This window comes from Methylobacterium sp. AC315, assembly GCF_979253755.1.
Genome location: NZ_CEEDEA010000005.1, coordinates 238552 through 261441, shown reverse-complemented (window position 1 = coordinate 261441; position 22890 = coordinate 238552). Strand labels below are relative to the sequence as shown.

Here is a 22890-nt window from a genome sequence, read left to right as displayed (position 1 = left end):
ACAGCAGTAAAACTCCGCTTACCTTTCCGTCGAAAAGGCCCATCGGGACGGAGACCGTTTAAGTTTACTGCGACGGTCGCCGCACCACAGTCCCGGGACTGTTATTCCCGGGAGCGATACCGTGGCTGTGAAGCCGAACGACACCCGAATCCCCCAACGCCACCGCGTCCTGCACGTATTCCGCGCGCCGGTCGGGGGCCTGTTCCGGCACGTGATGGACCTCGCCCGCCTCCAGGCCGCGTCGGGCCATGCGGTCGGGATCGTCTGCGACACGTCCACCGGCGGCGAGCGCGCCGCCCGGGCGCTCGCGGACCTGGCCCCGTGCCTCGAACTCGGCCTCGTGCGGATCCCGATGCGCCGCAACCCGCACCTGTCGGACTGGACCTGCCTGCGGGCGGTCACGCGCCGGGCGGCGGAGGTCGGCGCCACCGTGCTGCACGGCCACGGCGCCAAGGGCGGCGCCTACGCCCGCCTGGCCTCGGCGACCGCGATCCGGGCCTACACGCCGCACGGCGGCAGCTACAATTACCGGCCCGGGAGCGCGCTCCACCGGGCCTACATGGCCGCCGAGGCGGTGCTCGCCCGCCGGACCGACGCGTTCCTATTCGAGAGCGAGTACGTCGCCGGCCGGCACCGGACCTTCGTGGGCGGACCGGAGCAGGTGACCCGGATCGTGCACAACGGCATCGCCGACGCCGAGTTCGCCCCCGTCCCCCTGGCCGAGAACGCCGCCGATCTGCTCTATGTCGGCGAATTGCGCGAGGCGAAGGGCCTGCCCTACCTGCTCGAAGCCTTGGTCCGGCTGCGCGCCGAGGGCCGGGCGCTGCGTCTGCTGATGGTCGGGTCGGGCCCGGATGCCGAGAGCCTGCGCACCATGGTCGAGCGGCTCGGCCTCTCGGATGCGGCCGCGTTCGAGCCGCCGCAGGCGATCCGGTCGGTGCTGGCCCGGGGCCGGATCCTGGTCGTGCCGTCGCTTGCGGAATCGCTGCCCTACGTCGTCCTCGAGGCCGCGGCCGCCTCGCAACCCCTGGTCGCCACCCGGGTCGGCGGCATCCCGGAGATTTTTGGGCCGATGGCGGGCGATCTCGTCCCGTCCCGCGACGCCGGGGCGCTCGCCGGCGCGATCCGTCAGGTGCTCGACGAAGCCCCGGACGTGCTGACGGCGCGGGTCCGGGCGCTCAGCGAATCGATCCACCAGCGCTTCTCGCTGGAGCGGATGGGGGCCGATGTGGTGTCGGGCTACGCCGCGGCGTTCCAGGCCCGCGCCGACCGCCTCGGCGTCGAAGGCGCAAAGGTCGCGCAGGCCCGCACGGCGTAGGGTCCCTCGCGGACGGCCCCGCGTTTAGGGTTTGCTATCAGGCTCGGATGCAAGAGTTTCCGTCTAAAGCCAGATCTGTTTCCAAGGTCCCGAAACAGATCAGGCGCCTATAGGCCGGGGGACATCGCCCCGGAGGAGCCGTTCGATGAGCGCGTTCGACATCCGCGATCTCCTTGAGGCCACCGCACCGCGCGACGGCCGGGCCGTCCGCGCGCCCGGCGACGACGCGCCGTCGCCAGCCCTGGGCCCGGCCGCGATCTCGCCGGTCGTCGTGGCCGGCCTGGTGCGGGCCCTGGAATTCGGCCTGATCTTCAGCCTCGGCGCGCTCCTTCACCTGCTGATGCTGCGCGGCCGGGTGCCGTTCGGGCTAAGCTATGCCGGCGCGATCGCGCTGGTGGCCGGCCTCATGATGGCGCTGACCCAGGCCTCCGGCGGCTACCGGATCGCCGCGTTCCGGACCTTCGCCAAGGCCGCGATCCGGCTGATCGCGGCTTGGTCGATGACCTTCCTGATGGTCGCGGCCATCCTGGTTCTGGCCAAGGTCGCCGACCATTACTCGCGCCTGTGGCTCGCCACCTTCTACGGCACCGGCCTCGCGGCGTTGCTGGCCGGACGCTTCACCCTGTCCCGGGTGATCGACAGGCAGACCCGCGCCGGCCGCTTCGACCGCCGCACCGCCATCGTGGGCGGCGGCAAGCCCGCCGAGGACCTGATCGCCGCGCTGGAGGCCCAGAGCGAGAGCGGCATCCGCATCGTCGGCGTGTTCGACGACCGCAATGCCGACCGGTCCGCCGACAGTGTGGCCGGATACCCCAAGCTCGGCAACGTCGACGACTTGGTCGCCTATGCCCGGCAAGCCCGGCTCGACCTGATCGTGTTCACGATCCCGATCACCGCCGAGGCGCGGATCCTCCAGATGCTGGCGAAGCTCTGGGTGCTGCCAATCGACATCCGCCTGTCGGCCCACGCCGCCAAGCTCCGGCTGCGGCCCCGCAGCTACTCGTATCTCGGCTCGGTGCCGGTCCTCGACGTGTTCGACCGGCCGATCGCCGACTGGGACGTGGTGGTGAAGGCGCTGTTCGACCGCTGCGTCGGCCTGGTCATGCTGCTCGCGCTGTCGCCGATCATGATCGCGGTGGCGCTCGCCGTCCGGCTGACATCCCGCGGGCCGGTGCTGTTCCGCCAGAAGCGCCACGGCTTCAACAACGAGCTGATCGAGGTGTTCAAGTTCCGCTCGATGTATGTCGATCAGTGCGATGCCGGCGCCGCCAGGATGGTCACGCGCGGGGATGCGCGGGTGACGCCGGTCGGGCGGTTCATCCGCAAGACCTCGCTCGACGAGCTGCCGCAGCTGTTCAACGTGCTGAAGGGCGACCTGTCTCTGGTCGGTCCCCGCCCGCACGCGCTTCAGGCCAAGGCCGCCAACACCCTGTACGACCAGGTGGTCGACGGCTACTTTGCCCGCCACAAGGTCAAGCCCGGCATCACCGGCTGGGCCCAGGTCAACGGCTGGCGCGGCGAGACCGATACCTCCGAGAAGCTGCAGCGGCGCGTCGAGCACGATCTGTTCTACATCGAGAACTGGTCGGTCCTGCTCGACCTGCAAATCCTGATCACAACGCCGTTCGCGCTGTTCAAGACTGAGAATGCGTATTGAGCTCGGGGTTCGTGAGGCTGATCCCCGGCGGCCGCTCAGCCTGAGGTGTCAGCGCGTCTACGGCGGCGCTGCCCGACCGGGGATCCCGTCATCCCGGGGCCGCGCAGCGGAGCCCGGGATCCAGAGAGGCCGACGTCTCAAACGCTCGCACGGGCCGTGTTTCCGGGTTCCGGGCTCGCCTGCGGCGCCCCGGAATGACGCCGCGGGCTATTGGATCTAACGAAGTCTCTGCACGCGAAGGCGGCGTTCGATAGGATCGCATGCTCGAACCGGCCGGTGGAGCCCCGTGGAAAGATTGTATTAGCCAAGGCCGCGATTTGCCGTCGTGTCCAGGTCTTCTCAACCCCCAAGGTCACCGGGCATTCAGCGCGTGCCGCACAAGGTCGGCGCACAGGTTCGGGCCATGCCCGAGCGGGTGGGAGAATCGGATATGGCGACCGGCGTCCAGGTGGCGGGAACGGACATGATCGGTGCGCGTGCGTCCGGAACGCTGACGGCGGAAATCTTCACCGACCTGGCCGCGGCCGAAGCCCTCTGGCGGCGGCTCGAGGCCGATCCGGCCAGCCTGCAGACGCCCTATCAGCGGTATGACTGGGTCTGCGCCTACCTGCGCGCGACCGGTACGGAGGCCGAAGCCCGCATTGTCGTCCTGCGGGATGCCGAGGGCCGGGCCCGCATCCTGCTGCCCCTCGTGCTCGGCCGCAAAGCCGGATTGGTGGTGGCCCGGATTGTCGGCGACACGCACGCCAACTACCACATGCCGCTGTTCGCCACCCGGGACGCCGCCGCAATCTCCGCCGGGGAGGTCACCGCAGCCCTGATCCGCGTGGGGCGGTCGGCCGGCATCGACGCCTACGCCCTGCAGCATCAGCCCCTGATGTGGGAGGGCGCGGCCAACCCGTTCGCGCAGGCCGGCGAACCGGAAGCCAGCGACGCCTACGGGCTGATGCTGGGACCCGACCCCGAGGCCACGGTGCGCCGCGTGTTCAGCGCCGACGCCCGCAAGAAGCTGCGCTCGAAGGAGAAGCGGCTGATCGAGGCCAAGGGCGCCCTGGCCTATCGCCTGGCCGAGACCCCCGAGGACGCGGCCCGTTATCTGACCGCGTTCTACGCTCACAAGGCGGTGCGGTTCGCCGGGATGGGCGTCGCAGACCCCTACGCCGACGATGCGGTTCGCCGGTTCCTGTCGGCGGCCACGTCCGGCGCCGAACCGGCGGTCGAGATTTACGTCCTGTGCCTTGCCGAGAGCGGCCGCGTGCTCGCGACCTTCGGGGGGGCCGTCAGCGATCACCGCTTCAGCGGCATGATGACGGCGTTCGATCCCGACCCGGAGATCGCCCGGTTCAGCCCGGGGGACCTGCTGCTGCAGCACCTCGTCGGCGAGCAGACCGCCCGGGGCCGCCAGGGCTTCGATCTCGGCGTCGGCGAGGCGCGCTACAAGGCGAGCATCTGCGACGAGACCATCGGGCTGGTCGAGACCATCGTGCCGGTGAGCCTGCGCGGCCGGGCCTACGGGCTGATGCGGTTGGGCCTGACCCGGACGAAGCGCCGGATCAAGCGCGATCCCCGTCTCTACGCCGTCGCCGCGAAGCTGCGGACCTTGCTGCGGCGATAAAAACGGCCCGAACGGCTTTCATCGCCGTTCGGGTGATCCGGCAGCGATGACGGACGCATCGTGGCGTGCGCTCACGCGGCGCGGAGGCGGAGCTCGGGATCCGTCGAGCCTGACTGCGCGAAGTGCTCGGCCGCGCGGTCCTGCGCCACCAGGATCTGGCCGGCGCCCGCATCCTCCGCGATGGCGTAGAGGTCGGCGAGCGCCGGATCCTCGGCGGCGGCATTCGACGCGATGATGACACTGTCCATGTAGCCGGCCGTCAGCTCGAGCAGGTCGACGGCGCCCGGCGCCGCCCGAAGGCGGCAGACGACCCATCCGTAAGCCTCCGCCATGGCCTCGAAGGTCAGGCTGAGGGTGTCCGGCTCGTCGAACAGCACGTCGGCTTCGGTGCGCCCGGCGGCGATCCGGTGCAGGCCGCTCTCGCCCGCGGACTGGATCACGTCGAGGAAGGCCGCGTCGCCCGCGATGAGATCGCTGAACCCGCGCTCGGCCGTGCCGGCATGCGGATTGTTCAGGTCGATGGTGACGAGGCTGGCCTTGCGGCCCAGCGCCCGCACCAGGGCGTCGTGCAGCGCGTTCTCGCCCTGGGACGCTTCCGTCTCCATGACGAGGATCCGGTACCCGGACCGGTCGCCGGGCAGGCGGCCCGCGCCCCCGATCCGGGCGATGAGGGGGGCGAGGTCGTAAGCCTCGGCCTGCATCCGGGCGACGGGTGCCGGGGCGGCCGTTGCGGGGACGGCCTCGTCCTCAGACCAGTGGGCCGGGGGCATCGCCTCGGGGAACGCGAAGGTCGGGCGCTCGAGCTCGGGCTCGCGGCGGGGGCGCCGGTCCGAGGTATCGAACGCCGTGTCCGATTCCTTGGCGTTCCGGCCTCCCTCGGCCAGGAGCGCGCTCGCGAGCACGCCACCCACCGCCAGCATCAGCGTCACCAGCGTCGCGAAGCTGACGATCGGCAGCTTCTTGGGGAACGAGGGGACTTCCGGGGTCACGGCGCGCGAGACGATGCGGGCATCCGCGGGGGTGGCGCTCTCGCCGTCGCGGGCGGCGGCCTCGCGGTAGCGGGACAGGTAGGATTCGAGCTGCTCGCGCTGCGCCTTGGCCTCGCGCTCCAATGCGCGGAGCTGGATCTCGCTGGTGTTGCCCTTCACGACCACGTCCTGCTGGCCGTCCACCGCGGCCTGCAGGCTCTCCACCCGGGAGCCCGCGATCTTCGCGTCGTTCTCCAGCGTGCGGGCGATGCGCTCGGCCGACGTCTTGATCTGGGCGTCGAGATCCTCAAGCTGGGCGTGCAGCTCCTTGATCCGCGGATGGGCCGGCAGCAGCGTGCGGGACTCCAGCGCCAGCTGCGCCCGGACGGCGATCCGGTTGTCGACGATGCGCCGGACCACCTCGTTGTTGGCGACCTCGGTGATCTCGAAGGCGCGGCCGTCCTTGATCAGGTCCTTGATCGCCTTCACCCGCCCGGCGAGGTCCGCCTTCAGGATCCGGGCCTGGGACAGCTGGCTCGACAGCTCGCCGAGCTGCTGGGTGGTCAGCGGCTGGCCGGTCGCGCCGCCGCTGCCGACCAGGCCGTTCTTGGCGCGGAACGCCTCGACCTTCGCCTCGGCCTCCGCGACGCGCTTGCGCAGGCCGTCGATGTTGCCGCCGAGCCAGGTCGATGCGTAGCGCGCGGTGTCGACCTTGTCGGCCTCGAGCGAGGAAATGTAGAGCTGCGCGATGGTGTTGGCACCCTCGGCCGCCAGCTTGGCGTCCTTGGCGCGGAACTCGATCGTCAGGATGCGGGACTTGCCCGCCGGGAAGACCAGCAGGTGCTCGAAATAGGCATCGAGCACGCGGTCCTCGGCCGGGCGGTCGAGGGGGTTGGCGCCGATGCCCAGCATCATCAGCACGCGCTGGACGGGGCCGATGCTGCTCGAGCCCGGGTCGAATTCGGGGTTGCCCACCAGCTTCAGCCGGCGGATCGCCTCCCGGGCGAGGTCGCGGGACATGACGACCTGAACCTGGCTGGCCACCGCCTGCTCGTCGATCGGCGCCAGCTGGTCGGCACGCTCCTGGGCGGTGCGGGCGAAGGCCGGATCGCGGCTCTCCAGGATCAGCTTCGCTTCGCCGGTGTAGCGCGGGCTCACGACGTTGACGAAGATGCTGGCGCCCAGCGCGACCACCAGGGTCGGCCCGACGATCCAGCCGATCGAGCGGCGAAGGATCTGTGGCACCTGCGCGAGGCCGACGCCGTCCCGCGGAGAGGTCCGCTGCACGGGCGCGGCGATGGGCGAGCGCAGGCTGATACGAGACATGAATACGCTCTGAGCACGACGGCCGACGGGGCGGCGATCAGTGCCACCCGGGCGCCATTAGAGGATGTTAAGGTTGCTTGAGAGTTAAGGCCCGCCGCGCGCCGCTCTGTTCGGAACAGGCCATCGCGATGATCAAGGTTCATTAACCTTAACAGCCTAGACCGAGGCGAATTGGCACCCATGACGGCGATGGTGATGAACCGGCGCGCTCTTTTCCTCGCACTTGGCTCGACGTTGGCGCTCGGCGGCTGCCTGCGTCCGACCTTCCGGACCGACCAGCTCGATGCCACCGGCACCGGCTCGATCGGCGCGCGCTACCCGCTCTCGGCGGGCGACAAATTGCGGGTGATCGTGTTCGGACAGGACAACCTGTCGAACATCTACGCCGTCGACGGGGCAGGCAAGATCGCCATGCCGCTGATCGGCACCGTGCAGGTCGGCGGCCAGACCACCGGCCAGGCGGCGAAGGCGATCGAGGCCAAGCTGTCCTCCGGCTTCGTGCGCGAGCCGCACGTGACCGTGGAGGTGGACACCTACCGCCCGTTCTACATCCTGGGCGAGGTCACGACCTCCGGCCAATACCCGTTCGTCAACGGCATGACCGTCGAGACGGCCGTGGCAATCGCCGCAGGCTTCGGCCCGCGGGCGGCCCGCGACTACGCGGTGCTGACGCGCGATACCGGCGGCGGGCTGGTGTCGGGCATCGTGCCGATGACCTACTCGGTCCGGCCGGGCGACACGATCGTGGTCAAGGAGCGCTTTTTCTGACGCCCTGTCCGGCGCGACGCGCGCGGCGGCCTGCTATCGCTGAGCGCCATCCAGAACTCTCACCTATTGTGTGGTGCTGCCGAGCAGCGCTCACATCGCAGGTTGAGATCGCGGGTGGGACCTCCGTCTAGACGGGATCCCCGCGGGCATCGGTGGTCGCGGGTTACTGCGCTGGCTGCCACACGTTGATGATCCGCATCGCGGTCTGCTGCGGCGGGATCGGTGTCGCCACCGGGGACGCCGGAACCTGGGTGCTGCGTGCGACGACGCGGCGCGCCTCGCTGGCAGGCGACGCGCCCACCGGCGTGAACAATCCGGCGAGTTGCTTGCGCGTCCCCTTGCTGACGAAGCGCGAGGTGTGGACGGGCTCGAAATCGCGCAGTGCGTGGCGCTTGTCGGGACTGCCGGTGAACACCTTGGCGCCGGTGTTGAGGACGACGATGTCGCCCGGCATCAGGGTCTCGTCCTTCATCAGCGCGGCGGCCGCACCGGCCTTCATGTCGATGGGGGTCTGGCGTTCGCTCAGCTCGCTCTCCTTGGCGCGGATCCGCACCGGGAGCGCGGCGTACCGGGTCTGGAGACGGTGCCGCGCATGGCCGAGCCGCGGGGTCGAACGCCGGTAGACGGCGCGATCCTCGAGGGGCGCGGGGGCCTGCTGGACCGCCTGGGGCGCCGGCCGCGCACCGAACAGCATCTCGAGGAAGCCGATTTCAGCCGCCTGCGCCTGGACGTTCGTTCCCACAAGGAGCCCGGCGGCGGTGATGACGGCCAACGTGCTGCCCGTACGAAACCTCATAACGTCCTCCGGAACTGGCGTCGGTATCGAGCGCCGGACGTTCAACCGCAAGCTGCGCGGGAGGGTTCCGGAATATTAGAGGTCTTGTGGCGAAGTTCGACGAACGTTGCAGCTGCTGCGGTATTCTACCGAATCGGAGCACGATCTATTGTGCTAGATCGGCTCGCATGGCGGGCCGACGCGGCTCAGGCCGGGGCGACCTGTTCGCCCTCGCCGATGCAATCGAGGGCTCGCTCCACGGCGCTGACCGCGTCGAGGAGGTTCTGAACCGTACGCTCGACCTCGAGCGTCGGACGGCCCATCGCGGCGGCGCGGGCACTCACATCCTCGAGCTGCTCGAGCAGGGCGAGGAGATCGCCGGCCACGGTCACGACCTCGCAGCGGGCGAGGCGGGTGACGGTCGGGCGCGGCCGGAAGGGCAGGACATTGCTCATCGCCGACGGTTCTGGCCCGAAAGGACCCGGATTCGCCAGGGGTAAGGACCGGACTTCCGGCAATTGCCGGCCTCTATCCGCCGCTAACGGCTGGAAAGGTAGATTTTCCGTGGCCGCCGCGCATCGGAGGCGGCAGAATCGGTTTACGCCTCTCCGCCGGTCTTGACGGACTTGCCGGCGCGCTGACCATGCCGGCACCGACTTTTCACACTGCGATTCGGCGGCGGATAGTGATCCCTCGCGCGGGTCGGCACCGCTCAGGACCAATCATGCGCTTTACCCTTCTTGCCGTCGCGTTCCTGGCGGTCGGCGGCCTGTGCGCCTGCAACACCGACAGCCCGGACGGGCGCAGCGGCCTCGCCGACAGCTTCCGGCTCGACAATTACCGCGCCTCGAACGACACCAACGGCACCCAGACCCGGCGCGACGTGAACCGCGCCTACACGCAGCCGACCCTGCCTTCGATCGGCAACCGCGGGTTCTGAGCCCCCGGGCGCCCCGTCCCGGAACGCCGATCCGGGATCGAGGTGTCGATCGGTCAGCGCTTCGCGATCGCGTCCGCGAAGGTCGTGATGCGGTTGCGGGCGTAGACCGGCAGGCCGGCGCTGATCGAGCTGCCCGTGTTGAAGCTCGAATTGCCCATCAGCACCTGGGCCGGCAGCAGGTTCTTCAGCACCGGCACCCGGGCATATTCGGCCTTGCGGTCGAGGACATCGGCCTTGATGGCGAGCGCCATGTAGGTCGTCACCACCGTCTTGGTGGGATCGTTGGGCAACGGCTGGAACACCGCCAGGAACTTGCCGAAGCGCAGGATCTGGTTGACCCAAAAGATCGTCTGCTCCAGCCCACCCGTCACCGGCGTGTCGATCTTGGTCAGCGCCGCGAGGGCCGCCCCCTGGTCGGCGCCGAGCACCCGCAGCTCGCTCTGGAACGAGACGTACTCGGCAATCTTCTTGGCCGAGCCCTCTTCGAGCTTGTTGGCGAGCTTCACGCCCAGCGGCAGCTTGCCTTCGAGATCGTAGCGGGACTCGATGCAGGCGCCGGCGCTCTCGCACCAGGGCCGGTCCGGGCGCTTGGCGAAGGCGGCGGCCGGGTCCTTGTTCGGCGTCACCTCGCCGGTGGTGATCGCCTTGTGCTTGATCGCCGGGTCCATCTTCTGGACGAAGCCGAGATTGGCGAAGGCCTGGAGGTCGATCGCCTCGGGCGGCCGGGCAACCACGAACCGCCCTTCCGCCACGTAGACCTTCAGCGTCTCGTGCCGCGGCTTGGTCACGCCGTTCACCGTCACGGTGTAGTCCGGCTCCTTGTAGCCGGGGAAGGGCGCCAGCACCGCGGCCTCGGCCGGGCGGACCTTAAGCCAGTCCAGGTACGGGATCAGCCCGTTCTCGGGCGCCGTGGGGTTGTCGCGGTGATCCGTGAACAGGATCTGCCCCGGCTTGAGCGCGGCCGGATCGAGGGCGGTGACCGAGGGCACCTCCTTGATCCGTTCAAGCCCCGGCACGGTGTTGGCGGCCGGACTCTGCGCGCAGACTGGCGCAGCGGCCGTCAGAACGAGGGCGAGGGCGGCAGGAAACTGCGTTCGCAACGGGCATCTCATCGGTCGGAGCGGGTGGGTCAGTAGCCCGGGTCTTCGCCGAACAGGTAGTCCGGGTCGCGGCGGCGCGGCTGGCGCACGCCCTCGTCTCCGAAGGGCGAGCGCGCCGTCTGGCCGGGCCAGGGCCTGTAGGCGTCCTGGCCATAGGAATCCAGATCGCCCTGCGCACGGCGGCTGCGCGCAGCGGGGCGTTCGCCGAAGGGATCGAGGGGGTCGGGGGCGGCACGCTCGCCGGTCATGTTGCCGTAGTAGTCGCCGGCCACGCTCGCGCCGTCCTCGTTGCTGGAGAGGTCGCCGTCCTGCGCATCCGGCCGCATGGCGTAGAGGGTCTCGCGCGGCACCAGGCGGAACTGGGTGTCGGCCATCTGGCCGTCGCCACTGGTTCGGAAATGCTCGATGAAGCCGCCGCCCGCGACCCGCTGGCCGCTATGCGGGTCGATCGCCAGGTCGGCGATGAACGGCCGCGCCTCGGGGGAGGGGCCGCGCAGGGGCGTCTTCGCGATGCCGTTCGCCCAGGCCGCCTGCAGGATGGTGGAGGCGATCGGGACCGAGAGATGCCCTCCGGTCTGACCGCGGCCGAGCGTCTTGCGGCTGCCGTCGGCGTTGTCGTAGCCGACCCAGACCACCACGGTGATCTCGTTGGTGAAGCCCGCGAACCAGGCGTCGTTCTCGTTCTCGGAGGTGCCGGTCTTGCCGGCGACGTAGGCCGACACCTTGGACAGGGCCGCCGCGGTGCCGTGCTGGGTGACGCCCTGCAGCATGGTCTTGAGCTGGTAGAACGCGATCCGGTCGGCGGAGCCGATCCGCGTGGGCTCGCGGGCGGCGTGGGTGTAGAGCGGCTTGCCGTCCCGCTCGACCGATTCGAGCGCGAACGGCGCCGGTCGGGCGCCCTCGTTGGCCACCGCCGCGTAGAACCCGGCGAGGTCGAGCATCCGGACCGGCTGCGCGCCGAGGACGAACGGGTAGTAGGGCTCGCACTCGGCGTAGATCTGCGCCTCCAAGGCGATGTCGCAGACCCGCTTCAGGCTGGCCGGCGCCTTCGGGGCGATGCCCCCCTGCAATAGCCGGGCGGTGACGAGGTTCTTGGAGAATTCCAGGCCCCTGCGCAGGGTCGTCGGCCCGGAGCCGCCGCCCTCGTAGTTCTTCGGCGACCAGGAATCCCCGGATCCGCCGATCGGCGGCAGGGTCACGGCGGAATCCATCACCAGGGTGTTGGGCTGGAGCCCGGCATTCAGGGCGGCCAGGTAGGTCAGCGGCTTGAGGGTCGAGCCGGGCTGGCGCACCGCCTGGGTGACCCGGTTGAGCTGGCTCAGCGGATAGGAGAACCCACCCGCCATGGCCAGGATGCGGCCGGTCTGGTTCTCCATGACCAGGGCGGCACCCTGCACGTTGGGCCGGACCCGCAGCTGCGCCCGGGGTGCGCCGCGCCCCTCCGTGAGCTTGACCCGGACCACGTCGTATAGCTGCAGCTTGCCCCGGGCGACGCCGGGATCCAGGGTGGCGGTGCGGCCGTCGGCGAGGCCGACCTTCACGGGGCCGCGCCCGGGCTCGAGGACGACGGCGACGGGCCAGTGCACGTCGTACAGGGTCGGCCGCGCGCTCTCCAGGGCCCGCAGCCACACGGGCTTCACCAGCGGCGCCGCCGGGGCCTTGAGCTTGGCCGCCTTCGCGCCCGCCTTGGCCTCGGGCTTCGCGGGGTCCTTCGCGGCCTCGGCCCGGGCCCCCGTCACGCCGGGCGCGCTCTGCACCGAGCCTTCCGGCGCGGGCGTCGCCGCCTGGATCCGGCGGATGCTGTCGGCGAGGTTGAGTTCGGGACCCGTGTAGGTCTGGCGCCCGGTGGCGCGCTCGTAGTTGGCGAGCCCGTCCTGCAGCGCCCCCTCGACGGCGCGCTGGAGCCCGGCATTGATGGTCGAGCGGACCGTGAACGAGCCGGCGGTCAGCGAATCCACCCCCGCGAAGGTGCGGGCCTCGCGGTTCAGGTAATCGACCACGTAGAAGCCCGAATCGCGCCGCGTCGCGTCAACCGGCTTCAGCCCGAGATCGGCGTTGACCGCGCCGGACATCTCGGCATCGGTGATCGTGCCGTCCTCCTTGAGGCGGGCGAGCACGTAGGCGCGCCGTTCGCGCGCCCGCTCCGGGTACTTGTCCGGACTGTAGAAGTTGGGTCCCTTCGGCATGCCGGCCAGCAGGGCGGCCTCCGGCAGGGTCAGCTGCCCGACCGACTTCCCGAAATAGCTCTGCGCCGCCATCTCGATGCCGTAGGCGCCGCGACCGAGATAGATGCCGTTGAGATAGAGCCCGAGGATCTGCGGCTTCGAGAGGATCCGCTCCAGGCGGGCCGCCACGATCATCTCGCGGATCTTGCGCTCGTAGGTGACGTCGTCGCCGACCGAGAGGTTCTTCACCACCTGCTGGGTGATGGTGGAGCCGCCGGCCGGGCGCCCGGGCGAGGCGAGGTTGCCGATGAAGGCACGGATCACGCCGCGCTCGTCGATGCCGTGGTGGCTCTCGAAGCGCTTGTCTTCCGCCGCGATGAACGCCTTCTGCACGAGGTTCGGCACTGCGGTGATCGGCACCACGAGCCGGCGGCCGTTCGCCTCGAAGGTCTCAGCAAAGGGCTTGCCCGACCCGTCGAGGATGCGGGTCATGCCGGGCAGGACCTTGTCCCGGAGCGCCTCGGCGGTGGGCAGGTCCTTGGTGGCGTTGTCGTAGAACTCGATGACCTCGCGGGCATTGAACGGCGAGATCGCCGGGTTCTCGCCCTTGCAGAACTGCTTGTAGCTGGTGTTCAGCTCGTCGAGGTTGAGCCCGTGCAGGATCTTCGGCGCCCCCGGCCCGGCGACGCTCGTCGGATCCTCCATGGCGGTGGTGATCAACTCATCGAGATTGATGTCCTCGATGTCGAACGCCTTGCGCATGTGGGCGCAGCCGTCGCGCAGCAGGCGCACGACCTCGGCCTGATCGGTGAACGGATCGAACTGGGTCCGCACCGCGTCCGGCCGCGTCGTGACCTGGCTCAGCGTCAGGGCCGTCGCGAACAGCTTGATCAGGATGGCGTTCATGCGGTCCGGATTCGAGGGGGCGGCGGAGCGGGTGCGAACCTCCCGGGTGCGCCGCCGAACTGAGCGAGCACAACGCGGCTGTTTTAAGGAAAAGCCTGCCGGGGTGCCCCCCCCCCCCGCAAGCTTCGCCCTAGCACGTATTGACAGAACGTATTGACATCGAGGGGCGACCGGCCATGTTCGAGTGGGACGAGGCGAAGCGCCGGGCGAACCTCGCCAAGCACCGCCTCGATTTCCGGGACGCGGTCGCCCTGTTCGACGGCCGCCCCCGGCTCGAAGGTCCTGCAGCCTTCCGGGACGAGGCGCGCTAGGTCACGGTCGGGGTCCTGGGTGAGGTGCACGTCACCCTCGTCTGGACCTGGCGCCTGGATCGGCGGCGGTTGATCTCGTTCAGGAGGGTGCGGCGTGAAGAACGACAAGCATACAGTCAGGCATTCGTCGGCGGACCTGACAGCGATGGTTGAGCACGGCAACAGCGACAGCGAGAGCGACTGGGACGCCGTGAAGGCGCTGACCGATGCCGACGTCGACGCGGCCGTTTCGACCGATCCCGACGAGGCCGATCTGGAGATCGACTGGAGCCAAGCGGTCATCCATCCGGAGTCCCGGAAGAAGATCGTGACCATGCGGGTCGATGCCGATGTCCTGGCGTTCTTCAGGGAACAGGGGCGCGGCTACCAGACCAAGATCAACAGCGTGCTGCGCGCCTACATGGATCATGCGCGCAAGGAGCCGGATCGACCCCTTAAATCAGGCGGAACCAATTCCCGCCGGTCGTCGTAGGGTCGCCGGCGCGGCCGGTCCTCATGGCCGAACGGCGCTTCTGAAGGCGCCTCGCGAGGACCGGCATGATCAACGACCTCTGGTACAAGAACGCGGTCATCTACTGCCTGTCGGTCGGCACCTTCATGGACGCCAACGGCGACGGCATCGGAGACTTCGCCGGCCTGGAGCGGCGGCTGGACTACATCCAGGGCCTGGGCGCCACCGCGATCTGGCTGATGCCGTTCCAGCCCTCGCCCAAGCGTGACGGCGGCTACGACATCTCGGATTATTACGGGGTCGATCCCGATTACGGCTCGCTCGGCGATTTCGTCGCCTTCGCGCACGCGGCCAAGCAGCGGGGCCTGCGGGTGCTGATCGACCTCGTGGTCAACCACACCTCGGACAAGCACCGCTGGTTCCAGTCGGCCCGTTCCGACCCGGACTCGCCCTACCGCGACTGGTACGTCTGGTCGAAGGAGCGCCCGGCCGGCACCGACGAGGGCATGGTCTTCCCCGGAGTCCAGGAGACCACCTGGACCTACGACGAGAAGGCCGGCGCCTGGTACTTCCACCGGTTCTTCGACTTCCAGCCCGATCTCAACACGGCCAACCCCGAGGTGCTGGCCGAGATCTTGAAGATCATGGGGTTCTGGATCGAGCTCGGCGTGTCGGGCTTCCGGATGGATGCGGTGCCGTTCGTCATCGCCGAGAAGGGGGCCGACGTCGGCGGCAAGCCGCGCGAGCAATTCGACATGCTGCGCGACTTCCGCGAGTTCCTGCAATGGCGCAAGGGCGACGCGATCATCCTGGCCGAGGCCAACATCCTGCCGAAGCAGGACCTCGACTATTTCGGCGACGACGCCGACCGCATGCACATGATGTTCAACTTCCAGGTCAACCAATCGACCTTCTACGCCCTGGCCGCGCACGATGCCCGCCCTCTGGTGAAGGCGATCGAGCGGACCAAGCCCCGCCCGATCTCGTGCCAGTGGGGCATCTTCCTGCGCAACCACGACGAGCTGGACCTCGGCCGGCTCACCGAGACGCAGCGGCAGGCGGTGTTCGCCGAATTCGGACCCGAGAAGGGGATGCAGCTCTACGACCGCGGCATCCGGCGCCGCTTCGCCCCCATGCTGGCGGGCGACCCCCGTCGCATCCGGCTGGCCTACTCGCTGATGTTCACCCTGCCGGGGACGCCGGTGATCCGCTACGGCGACGAGATCGGCATGGGCGACGACCTGGGCCTGAAGGAGCGGGACTGCGCCCGGACGCCGATGCAGTGGACCGCCGAGCACAAGGGCGGCTTCTCCCGGGCCGAGCGGACGGTGCTGCCGCCGATCGATCACGGTCCCTACGGCTTCGCGCACGTGAACGTCGCCGACCAGCGGCACGACCGGGGCTCGCTGCTCAACTGGATGCAGAGCATCATCCGCCACCGCAAGGAGGCGCCCGAGATCGGCTGGGGCGACGTGACGGCGGTGCCCACGGGCAAGGCCTCGGTCCTCGCCCTGCGCTACGCATGGCGCGGCAACGCCATCCTGTGCGTGCACAACCTCGCGCCCGAGCCGATCGAGATCGCCCTCCGCTCCGGCGTGCCCGAGCCGGAGCCCGACATCCTGGTCGACGTGCTCACCGGCTCGCGCAGCGATGCCGGCCCCGAGGGCAGCCACTGCCTGTTCCTGGAGGGCTACGGCTACCACTGGTTCCGGGTCGGCGGCCTCGACGCCCTGCTGAAGCGGACGCCGGGCTGAGCGGCGCCTCGCCCCCGCCCGCCCGGCGCGCTAGGGATGTGCCGGAGCGAGGATGCACATGGTTCGGACCAAACATTACCCCTCGGACGCGACGATCGCGGACGTGCTGCCCGGCCTCGAGGATGCCGAGGGCTACCTGCGCCAGGTGCTGGTCACGATGCGGATGTGCCAGAAGCATTACGGCGACGCCTGGGTCCGGATCGGGGTCACCGGCAAGGCGACGGCGCCGTCGTACCGGGTCGACCGGCCGGACGCGTCCTCCGCCCCGGCCGAAGCCGGAACCACGGAGCCGGGCACGGCGATCTTCGGCGCCTATGGGGGCCGGTCCCACGACCGCTTCACGAAGGTCAACACCGCCGAGACCCGGTGGAGCAGCCGGTCGATGGGCATGGCCGAGATGCTCGCGCTCCACGACAGCCTGCGCCGGCCCAAGGACGGATCGGCCTGAGCGGCCGCGGGGTGCCGCACGGCCGGTTCTGCGCTAGAACCCGGTCCAGAGCGCCGACGGCGGCGCAGCCAACCCGCGGAACCCCATGCCAGGAACGCCCCGCGCCGGGATCATCCCGGTCACGCCCTTCCAGCAGAACTGCACGCTGATCTGGGACGACGCCACCAAGGTCGGCGCCGTGGTCGATCCGGGCGGCGACCTCGACCGGATCGAGGCCGCCATCCGGGAGCAGGGCGTGCGGGTCGAAAAGATCCTGCTGACCCACGGCCATGTCGACCACGCCGCCGGCGCCGACGAGCTGCGCGAGCGGCTCGGCGTGCCGATCGAGGGCCCGCACCGCGCCGACAAGTTCCTGCTCGATTCCCTGCCGGAGACCGCCGCCAATTACGGGATCGGCGAGGGCAGGGCCGTGACCCCCGATCGCTGGCTCGACGACGGCGACGCCGTGACGGTCGGCGAGCTCGGCTTCGACATCCTGCACTGCCCGGGCCATTCGCCCGGCAGCGTCGTGTTCGTGAGCCGGGACGCACGCTTCGCGCTGGTCGGCGACGTGGTGTTCAAGGGCTCGGTCGGCCGCACCGACCTGCCCGGCGGCAACCACGAGCAGCTGATCCGCGCGATCAAGGAGAAGGTCCTGCCGTTGGGCGACGACATCTCCTTCATCCCCGGCCATGGCCCGACCGGCACGCTCGGCGAGGAGCGCGTCTCGAATCCGTTCCTGCAGGGCTGACACCATGGACAAGCGTCGCATCGGCCGCTCCGACCTCCGGGTCGCGCCCTTCTGCCTCGGCGGCAACGTCTTCGGCTGGACCGCGGACGAGGCGACCTCGTTCGCCATCCTCGACCGGTTCGTGGAGCGCGGCTTCGACTTCATCGATACGGCGAACGTCTATTCGCGCTGGGCGCCCGGCCACCGGGGCGGTGAATCCGAGACCGTGATCGGCCGCTGGTTCGCGGCGCGCCCGGGCACCCGGGACGGGATCGTGCTGGCCACCAAGGTCGGCATGGACATGGGTGACGCCGGCAAGGGCCTATCGGCGCGCCATATCGAGCAGGCCTGCGAGGCGTCCCTGCGGCGGCTCCAGACCGACCGGATCGACCTCTACCAGTCGCATCTGGACGACGCGGAGGTGCCCCTGGAGGAGACCCTGCGGGCCTACGAGCGCCTGATCGCTTCGGGCAAAGTCCGGACGATCGGGGCTTCGAATTACGGCGCCAGCCGCCTTACCGAGGCGCTGGCTGTCTCGTCCGCCTCCGGCCTGCCGCGCTACGAATGCCTGCAGCCGGATTACAGCCTCGCCGAGCGCGGCTACGAGGCGGAGCTCGAACCGCTGTGCCGGGCGGAGGACATCGGGGTGATCGGCTACTTCTCGCTGGCGGCCGGCTTCCTCACCGGCAAGTACCGGTCCGCCCAGGATGCGGCGGGACGCGCCCGGGAGAACCGCGTCGCGAAGTACCTTACCCCGCGCGGGCTGGCACTCCTCGACGTGCTCGATTCGGTGGCCCGGGACCAGCGCGCGACGCAGGCCCAGGTAGCGCTGGCCTGGATCATCGCCCGGCCCGGCATCACCGCGCCGATCGCCAGCGCGACGTCGGTGGCGCAGCTCGACGATCTGCTGGGCGCTGCCGAACTGCAGCTTTCCGCGGACGCGATCGCTCGTTTGGACGCGGCCAGCGCGGGCGGCATCGAGGGCTAACGGGGCGTTAAGCGCGGAGCCTCAGAAAAGCGGGTGTACGGGCGCGTGCGAGCCCGTAAAATCGTGCAATCTCAACGCGGAACCCCTATATCAGGTGGACCAAGCGAGAGCGCAGGCGTGGGCGCCCGACGGCGCGAGTCCCTCCGTCGCGAACTGGTCCGCCTGCCCGAGGAATTTCATGGCCGACACCCCTCCGAACGAGCCCGCCGAGTACGGCGCGGAATCGATCCGCGTGCTGAAGGGCCTCGACGCCGTCCGCAAGCGGCCCGGCATGTATATCGGCGACACCGACGACGGCTCGGGCCTGCACCACATGGTCTACGAGGTGGTGGACAACGCCATCGACGAGGCCTTGGGCGGCCATGCCGACCTCGTCACCGTGCAGCTCAACGCCGACGGCTCTGTCACGGTCTCAGACAACGGCCGCGGCATCCCCACCGACATCCACAAGGAGGAGGGCGTCTCGGCGGCGGAGGTCATCATGACCCAGCTGCACGCGGGCGGTAAGTTCGACCAGAATTCCTACAAGGTCTCCGGCGGCCTGCACGGCGTCGGCGTCTCGGTGGTGAACGCGCTGTCGTCGTTCCTGAAGCTCCGGATCTGGCGCAACGGCATGGAGCACGCGATGGAGTTCCGTCACGGCGATGCCGTGGCGCCGCTTGAGATCGTGGGCCCCGGCGAGGGGCGGCGCGGGACGGAAGTCACGTTCCTGCCCTCCACCAACACCTTCACGATGATCGAGTTCGACTACGGCACGCTGGAGAAGCGACTGCGCGAGCTCGCCTTCCTCAACTCGGGCGTGCGCATCGTCCTGACCGATGCGCGCCATGCCGAGCACAAGCGCGAGGAGCTGTACTACGAGGGCGGCATCGAGGCCTTCGTCCGGTACCTGGACCGGTCCCGCAAGCCGATCGAGGGCATGGCTAGCCCCGTGGTTGTCCGCGCCGAGCGCGAGGGCATCCGCGTCGAGGTCGCGTTGTGGTGGAACGACTCGTTCAACGAGACGGTGCTTCCGTTCACCAACAACATCCCGCAGCGCGACGGCGGCACGCACATGGCGGGCTTCCGGGCGGCGCTGACCCGCCAGATCACCGGCTACGCCGATTCGTCGGGCGTCTCGAAGCGCGAGAAGGTCTCGCTCACCGGCGAGGATTGCCGCGAGGGCCTGACCGCGGTCATCTCCGTGCAGGTGCCGGATCCGAAATTCTCGTCGCAGACCAAGGATAAGCTGGTCTCCTCCGAGGTCCGCCCCGCGGTCGAGAACGTGCTGAACGAGGGCCTGTCGACCTGGCTCGAGGAGAACCCGCAGCAGGCCCGCTCGGTGATGGGCAAGGTCGTTCTGGCGGCCTCCGCCCGCGAGGCGGCCCGGAAGGCCCGCGAGACCGTGACCCGCAAGGGCGCGCTGGACATCGCCTCGCTCCCCGGCAAGCTCGCTGACTGCCAGGAGCGCGACCCGTCGAAGTGCGAGATCCTGCTGGTCGAGGGCGATTCGGCCGGCGGCTCGGCCAAACAGGGCCGCGACCGGGCGTTCCAGGCGGTGCTGCCCCTGCGCGGCAAGATCCTCAACGTCGAGCGGGTGCGGGCCGACCGCATGCTGTCCTCGGCCGAGATCGGCACGCTGATCACGGCGCTGGGCGCCGGAATCGGCCGCTCGTCCACGGACCGGGAAGGCTTCAACCCGGAAAAACTGCGCTATCACCGCATCATCATCATGACCGACGCGGATGTCGACGGCTCGCACATCCGGACCCTGCTGCTGACGTTCTTCTTCCGCCAAATGCCGGAGCTGATCGACCGCGGGCACCTCTACATCGCCCAGCCGCCGCTCTACAAAGCCGAGCGCGGCCGCAGGGCGATCTACCTGAAGGACGAGCGCGCCCTCGAGGACTACCTGATCGACCAAGGGACCGACGGGGCAATCCTGCGGCTCTCGACGGGGGCGGAGTTCACCGGGCCGCAGCTCAAGAGCCTGGTCGAGGAGGCCCGCGGCTTCCGCAACGTGCTCCAGGGACTCCACACCCGCTACGACCGCTCGGTGGTCGAGCAGGCGGTGCTGGCCGGGGCGTTCGACGGGGAGGCGGCATCCCGGTTGGGCGAGGCCGAGGTTCTGGCCGACACGACCGCGCGCCGTCTCGATCTGATCGCCGACGAGATCGAGCAGGGCTGGCAGGGTGAAGCCCACGAGGGCGGCTATCGCCTCACCCGGACCCTGCGCGGGGTCAAGCAGGTCGCCACCCTGGATGCCAGCCTGATCTCGTCTCAGGAGGCCAGGCGCCTGTCCGAGCGCGCCGACGCGTTCCGGGAAATCTACGGCGAGCCGGCGACGCTGATGCGCAAGACCGACGAGACCGTGCTGCACGGGCCCGTCGCGCTGTTCGAGGCCGTCATGGCCTTCGGCCGCAAGGGCCTCCAGCTCCAGCGCTACAAGGGGCTCGGCGAGATGACCGCGCAACAGCTGTGGGAGACCACGCTGGACCGCGAGGTCCGCTCCCTGCTGCAGGTGAAGGTCAAGGACACGACCGACGCCGACGACCTGTTCGTCAAGCTGATGGGCGACGTGGTCGAGCCGCGGCGGGAGTTCATCCAGGACAACGCCCTGAGCGTCGCCAACCTGGACGTGTGATCGGGTTTTCCGGAGGCGACCCGCAACGACGGCGGCCACCCACGTTGGCCGCCGTCGTTGCATTCTGATCGTCGGAACCCGGCTTATCCGGAACACGCCACTAGCCCCTGGCAAACGATCGTACGGCGGCGCTTTCGGGATCGGCATGTCGTTCGCGTGACAAATTTCAACGCTCGGGCGCTCGTGTTCCTCGTTTCATGAGATGTAACACTCAAATAGCGCCATGACAGAGATCAGTCCAACGGTGCCTATTGAAAATAGTAAAGCGACACCAGAACTAAAGATTAAAATATTTCAGCGTGGCAAATAAAATTTGTCATTGCGTCAAGCATCGAATGATATCGTGTCGGCTTCGAAAATCGAATCGCCGCGGATCGGACGTCGTTGATGCGCTTGACTATAAAGACCCGACTCGTTGCCCTTCTGGCGATCCTGGGCACGCTGCTGTTGGGCACGACCGCGCTCGGTAATATGGCGCTGCACTGGAACACGCGAAGTCTGCAGACGGTCTTCGAAGATCGCGTCGTTCCGCTCGGTCAATTCAGCGGGTTGCGCGACGCCTACGACAACTTGGTGGAGGCCTCGCGCGCCCTGAGTGGCGGGCGCTCCGATCCGCGTTCGGGGGCCGAGATCATCCAGCGCGCGCAGGCGCAGGCGAAGCGGCAATGGGCCGATTACCTCGCCACGTATCTGACCCCCGAGGAGAAGATCCTCGCCGGGGAGCTTCAGGCACAGATCGACCGGAACGACACGATCATCGGAGATCTCGGGCGCCTCGCCGGCACCAACCAGGCGAGCGCCTATGCGGAACGGCATGTGGACCTCCTGAACGCGATGGTTCAGACTCAAGCCTCCCTTCGAAAGCTGACGGGCTTGCAGATCCGGGAGGCGCGGGAGGCGTTCGAGACCGCGCGGACGACGTCGGGCTGGACCGGTGTCCTGCTCCTCGCCGCCTTCGTGCTGGCCACCGTCGCGATCGTGTACGGCATCGTGACCGTGCTCAAGCAGGTCGCCGGGCCGCTCGCCGGGATGACCGCGGCGATGACCCGCCTGGCGTCCGGAGACGTGGAGGTGCCGGTTCTCGGCGCGGACCGCTGGGACGAGATCGGCGCCATGGCCGGCGCCGTGCAGGTGTTCAAGGAGGCGCTGATCGCCAAGCGCCGTGCCGACGCCGAGGCGGCCACGGAGAACGAGGCCAAGGACCGTCGCACGCTGGCGCTGGACGCGGCCACCCGCACGTTCCGCGGCGAGGTCTCGAAGATGACCCAGACCCTGTCGGCCGCCGCGGAGGAGATGGAGGCGACCGCCCAGGCGATGAGCCGGACCGCCGACCAGACGGCGGCGCAGTCGCTCAGCGTCGCCTCCGGCGCCGAGCAGACCTCGGCGAACGTGCAGACCGTCGCCGCGGCGAGCGAGGAGCTTGCGGCCTCGATCGGCGAGATCAACGTGCAGATCGTCCGATCCTCCGAGATGGCCGAGCGCGCCGCCGCCGACGCCGCCCAGACCAACGCGATCATGCAGGGGCTCGCCGACGGCGCCGAGAAGATCGGCGCGGTGGTTGAGCTGATCAGCGGCATCGCGGCGCAAACCAATCTCCTCGCCCTCAACGCCACGATCGAGGCGGCGCGCGCCGGCGAGGCGGGCCGGGGCTTCGCGGTGGTGGCGGGCGAGGTCAAGGACCTCGCCGCCCAGACCGCCAAGGCCACCGAGACCATCTCCCGGCAGATCGCGGCCATCCAGGGGGAGACCCACCGGGCCGTCGAGGCGATCCGGACGATCTCGACGACCATCGTGGAACTCCGCGCCATCGCGGTCGGCGTCACGGCGTCCATGGAGGAGCAGGGCGCCGTCACCCAGGAGATCGTCCGCAGCGTCACGCAGGCGGCCGAGGGGACACAGGCGGTGACGAGCAACATCGGGGCGGTCACCGCCGCCGTCGGCGAGACCGGAGCCTCGGCGTCGCACGTCCTGATCGCCGCGACGGAGCTCTCGCACCAATCGGAGCGGCTGACCGTCGAGGTCGCGGACTTTTTGGCCAAGGTCCAGGCGGCCTGAACAGGCGCGGCGG

General features: G+C 69.4%; 18 protein-coding genes. 13 read left to right on the top strand and 5 right to left on the bottom strand.

From position 1 onward, the window contains the following. Positions 1 to 121 precede the first annotated feature (121 nt). From AC0IY0_RS11450 to AC0IY0_RS11440, 3 genes are all read left to right on the top strand, one after another. Positions 122 to 1318, top strand: a complete 1197-nt coding sequence (locus AC0IY0_RS11450) for a glycosyltransferase family 4 protein (RefSeq protein ID WP_471763831.1) — start codon at positions 122 to 124, stop codon at positions 1316 to 1318. 145 nt (positions 1319 to 1463) lie between these two features. Further along, a complete protein-coding gene (locus AC0IY0_RS11445) occupies positions 1464 to 2975 on the top strand; it encodes an undecaprenyl-phosphate glucose phosphotransferase (RefSeq protein ID WP_471763830.1) in 1512 nt (503 codons plus the stop codon). 430 nt (positions 2976 to 3405) lie between these two features. Further along, positions 3406 to 4590: a GNAT family N-acetyltransferase gene (locus tag AC0IY0_RS11440; protein ID WP_471763829.1), complete on the top strand. Its 1185-nt coding sequence runs from the start codon at positions 3406 to 3408 to the stop codon at positions 4588 to 4590. 71 nt (positions 4591 to 4661) lie between these two features. Here AC0IY0_RS11440 and AC0IY0_RS11435 read toward each other — a convergent pair whose 3' ends face one another. Continuing rightward, positions 4662 to 6884 (bottom strand): GumC family protein, encoded by a 2223-nt coding sequence (locus AC0IY0_RS11435; protein ID WP_471763828.1) that lies wholly within the window; start codon positions 6882 to 6884, stop codon positions 4662 to 4664. 189 nt (positions 6885 to 7073) lie between these two features. On the opposite strand from AC0IY0_RS11435, the gene AC0IY0_RS11430 reads away from it, so the two are divergent. After that, a complete protein-coding gene (locus AC0IY0_RS11430) occupies positions 7074 to 7652 on the top strand; it encodes a polysaccharide biosynthesis/export family protein (RefSeq protein ID WP_187193723.1) in 579 nt (192 codons plus the stop codon). A gap of 163 nt (positions 7653 to 7815) precedes the next feature. Here the strand turns inward: AC0IY0_RS11430 and AC0IY0_RS11425 are convergent, their stop codons facing one another. Then, positions 7816 to 8448 carry a hypothetical protein gene (locus AC0IY0_RS11425; RefSeq protein WP_147908295.1) on the bottom strand — a complete coding sequence of 211 codons (633 nt, stop codon included), beginning with the start codon at positions 8446 to 8448 and terminating at the stop codon, positions 7816 to 7818. Positions 8449 to 8633: 185 nt separating this feature from the next. Beyond that, on the bottom strand, positions 8634 to 8882 hold the full coding sequence (locus AC0IY0_RS11420) for a hypothetical protein (protein ID WP_058194484.1): 249 nt from the start codon (positions 8880 to 8882) through the stop codon (positions 8634 to 8636). A gap of 269 nt (positions 8883 to 9151) precedes the next feature. Here AC0IY0_RS11420 and AC0IY0_RS11415 point away from each other — a divergent pair, with 269 nt between their 5' ends. Then, entirely contained in the window at positions 9152 to 9367 is a 216-nt protein-coding gene (locus tag AC0IY0_RS11415; protein WP_147908294.1) for a hypothetical protein, read from the top strand. 53 nt (positions 9368 to 9420) lie between these two features. Here AC0IY0_RS11415 and AC0IY0_RS11410 read toward each other — a convergent pair whose 3' ends face one another. Continuing rightward, complete coding sequence (locus AC0IY0_RS11410; RefSeq protein WP_471763826.1) at positions 9421 to 10467, bottom strand: hypothetical protein; 1047 nt, start codon at positions 10465 to 10467, stop codon at positions 9421 to 9423. 29 nt (positions 10468 to 10496) lie between these two features. Further along, entirely contained in the window at positions 10497 to 13538 is a 3042-nt protein-coding gene (locus AC0IY0_RS11405) for a penicillin-binding protein 1A (protein ID WP_471763825.1), read from the bottom strand. A 176-nt stretch (positions 13539 to 13714) separates the two neighbouring features. On the opposite strand from AC0IY0_RS11405, the gene AC0IY0_RS11400 reads away from it, so the two are divergent. From AC0IY0_RS11400 to AC0IY0_RS11365, 8 genes are all read left to right on the top strand, one after another. Then, positions 13715 to 13849, top strand: coding sequence for a BrnT family toxin (locus tag AC0IY0_RS11400; protein WP_471763824.1), 135 nt, complete (start codon positions 13715 to 13717; stop codon positions 13847 to 13849). Positions 13850 to 13943: 94 nt separating this feature from the next. Beyond that, the gene (locus AC0IY0_RS11395) at positions 13944 to 14321 is read left to right on the top strand and encodes a BrnA antitoxin family protein (protein ID WP_471763823.1); all 378 of its coding nucleotides are present in this window, start codon (positions 13944 to 13946) and stop codon (positions 14319 to 14321) included. A gap of 65 nt (positions 14322 to 14386) precedes the next feature. Then, entirely contained in the window at positions 14387 to 16054 is a 1668-nt protein-coding gene (locus tag AC0IY0_RS11390; protein WP_471763822.1) for an alpha-amylase family protein, read from the top strand. A 58-nt stretch (positions 16055 to 16112) separates the two neighbouring features. Next, the gene (locus AC0IY0_RS11385; protein WP_147853885.1) at positions 16113 to 16502 is read left to right on the top strand and encodes a hypothetical protein; all 390 of its coding nucleotides are present in this window, start codon (positions 16113 to 16115) and stop codon (positions 16500 to 16502) included. An 85-nt stretch (positions 16503 to 16587) separates the two neighbouring features. Further along, complete coding sequence (locus AC0IY0_RS11380) at positions 16588 to 17232, top strand: MBL fold metallo-hydrolase (protein ID WP_147853884.1); 645 nt, start codon at positions 16588 to 16590, stop codon at positions 17230 to 17232. Between the two features lie 4 nt (positions 17233 to 17236). Continuing rightward, entirely contained in the window at positions 17237 to 18199 is a 963-nt protein-coding gene (locus tag AC0IY0_RS11375; protein WP_471763821.1) for an aldo/keto reductase, read from the top strand. A 178-nt stretch (positions 18200 to 18377) separates the two neighbouring features. Continuing rightward, the gene (gene gyrB / locus AC0IY0_RS11370) at positions 18378 to 20822 is read left to right on the top strand and encodes a DNA topoisomerase (ATP-hydrolyzing) subunit B (RefSeq protein WP_147908287.1); all 2445 of its coding nucleotides are present in this window, start codon (positions 18378 to 18380) and stop codon (positions 20820 to 20822) included. Between the two features lie 387 nt (positions 20823 to 21209). Next, positions 21210 to 22877, top strand: coding sequence for a methyl-accepting chemotaxis protein (locus tag AC0IY0_RS11365; RefSeq protein ID WP_471763819.1), 1668 nt, complete (start codon positions 21210 to 21212; stop codon positions 22875 to 22877). The last annotated feature ends 13 nt before the right edge of the window (positions 22878 to 22890 follow it).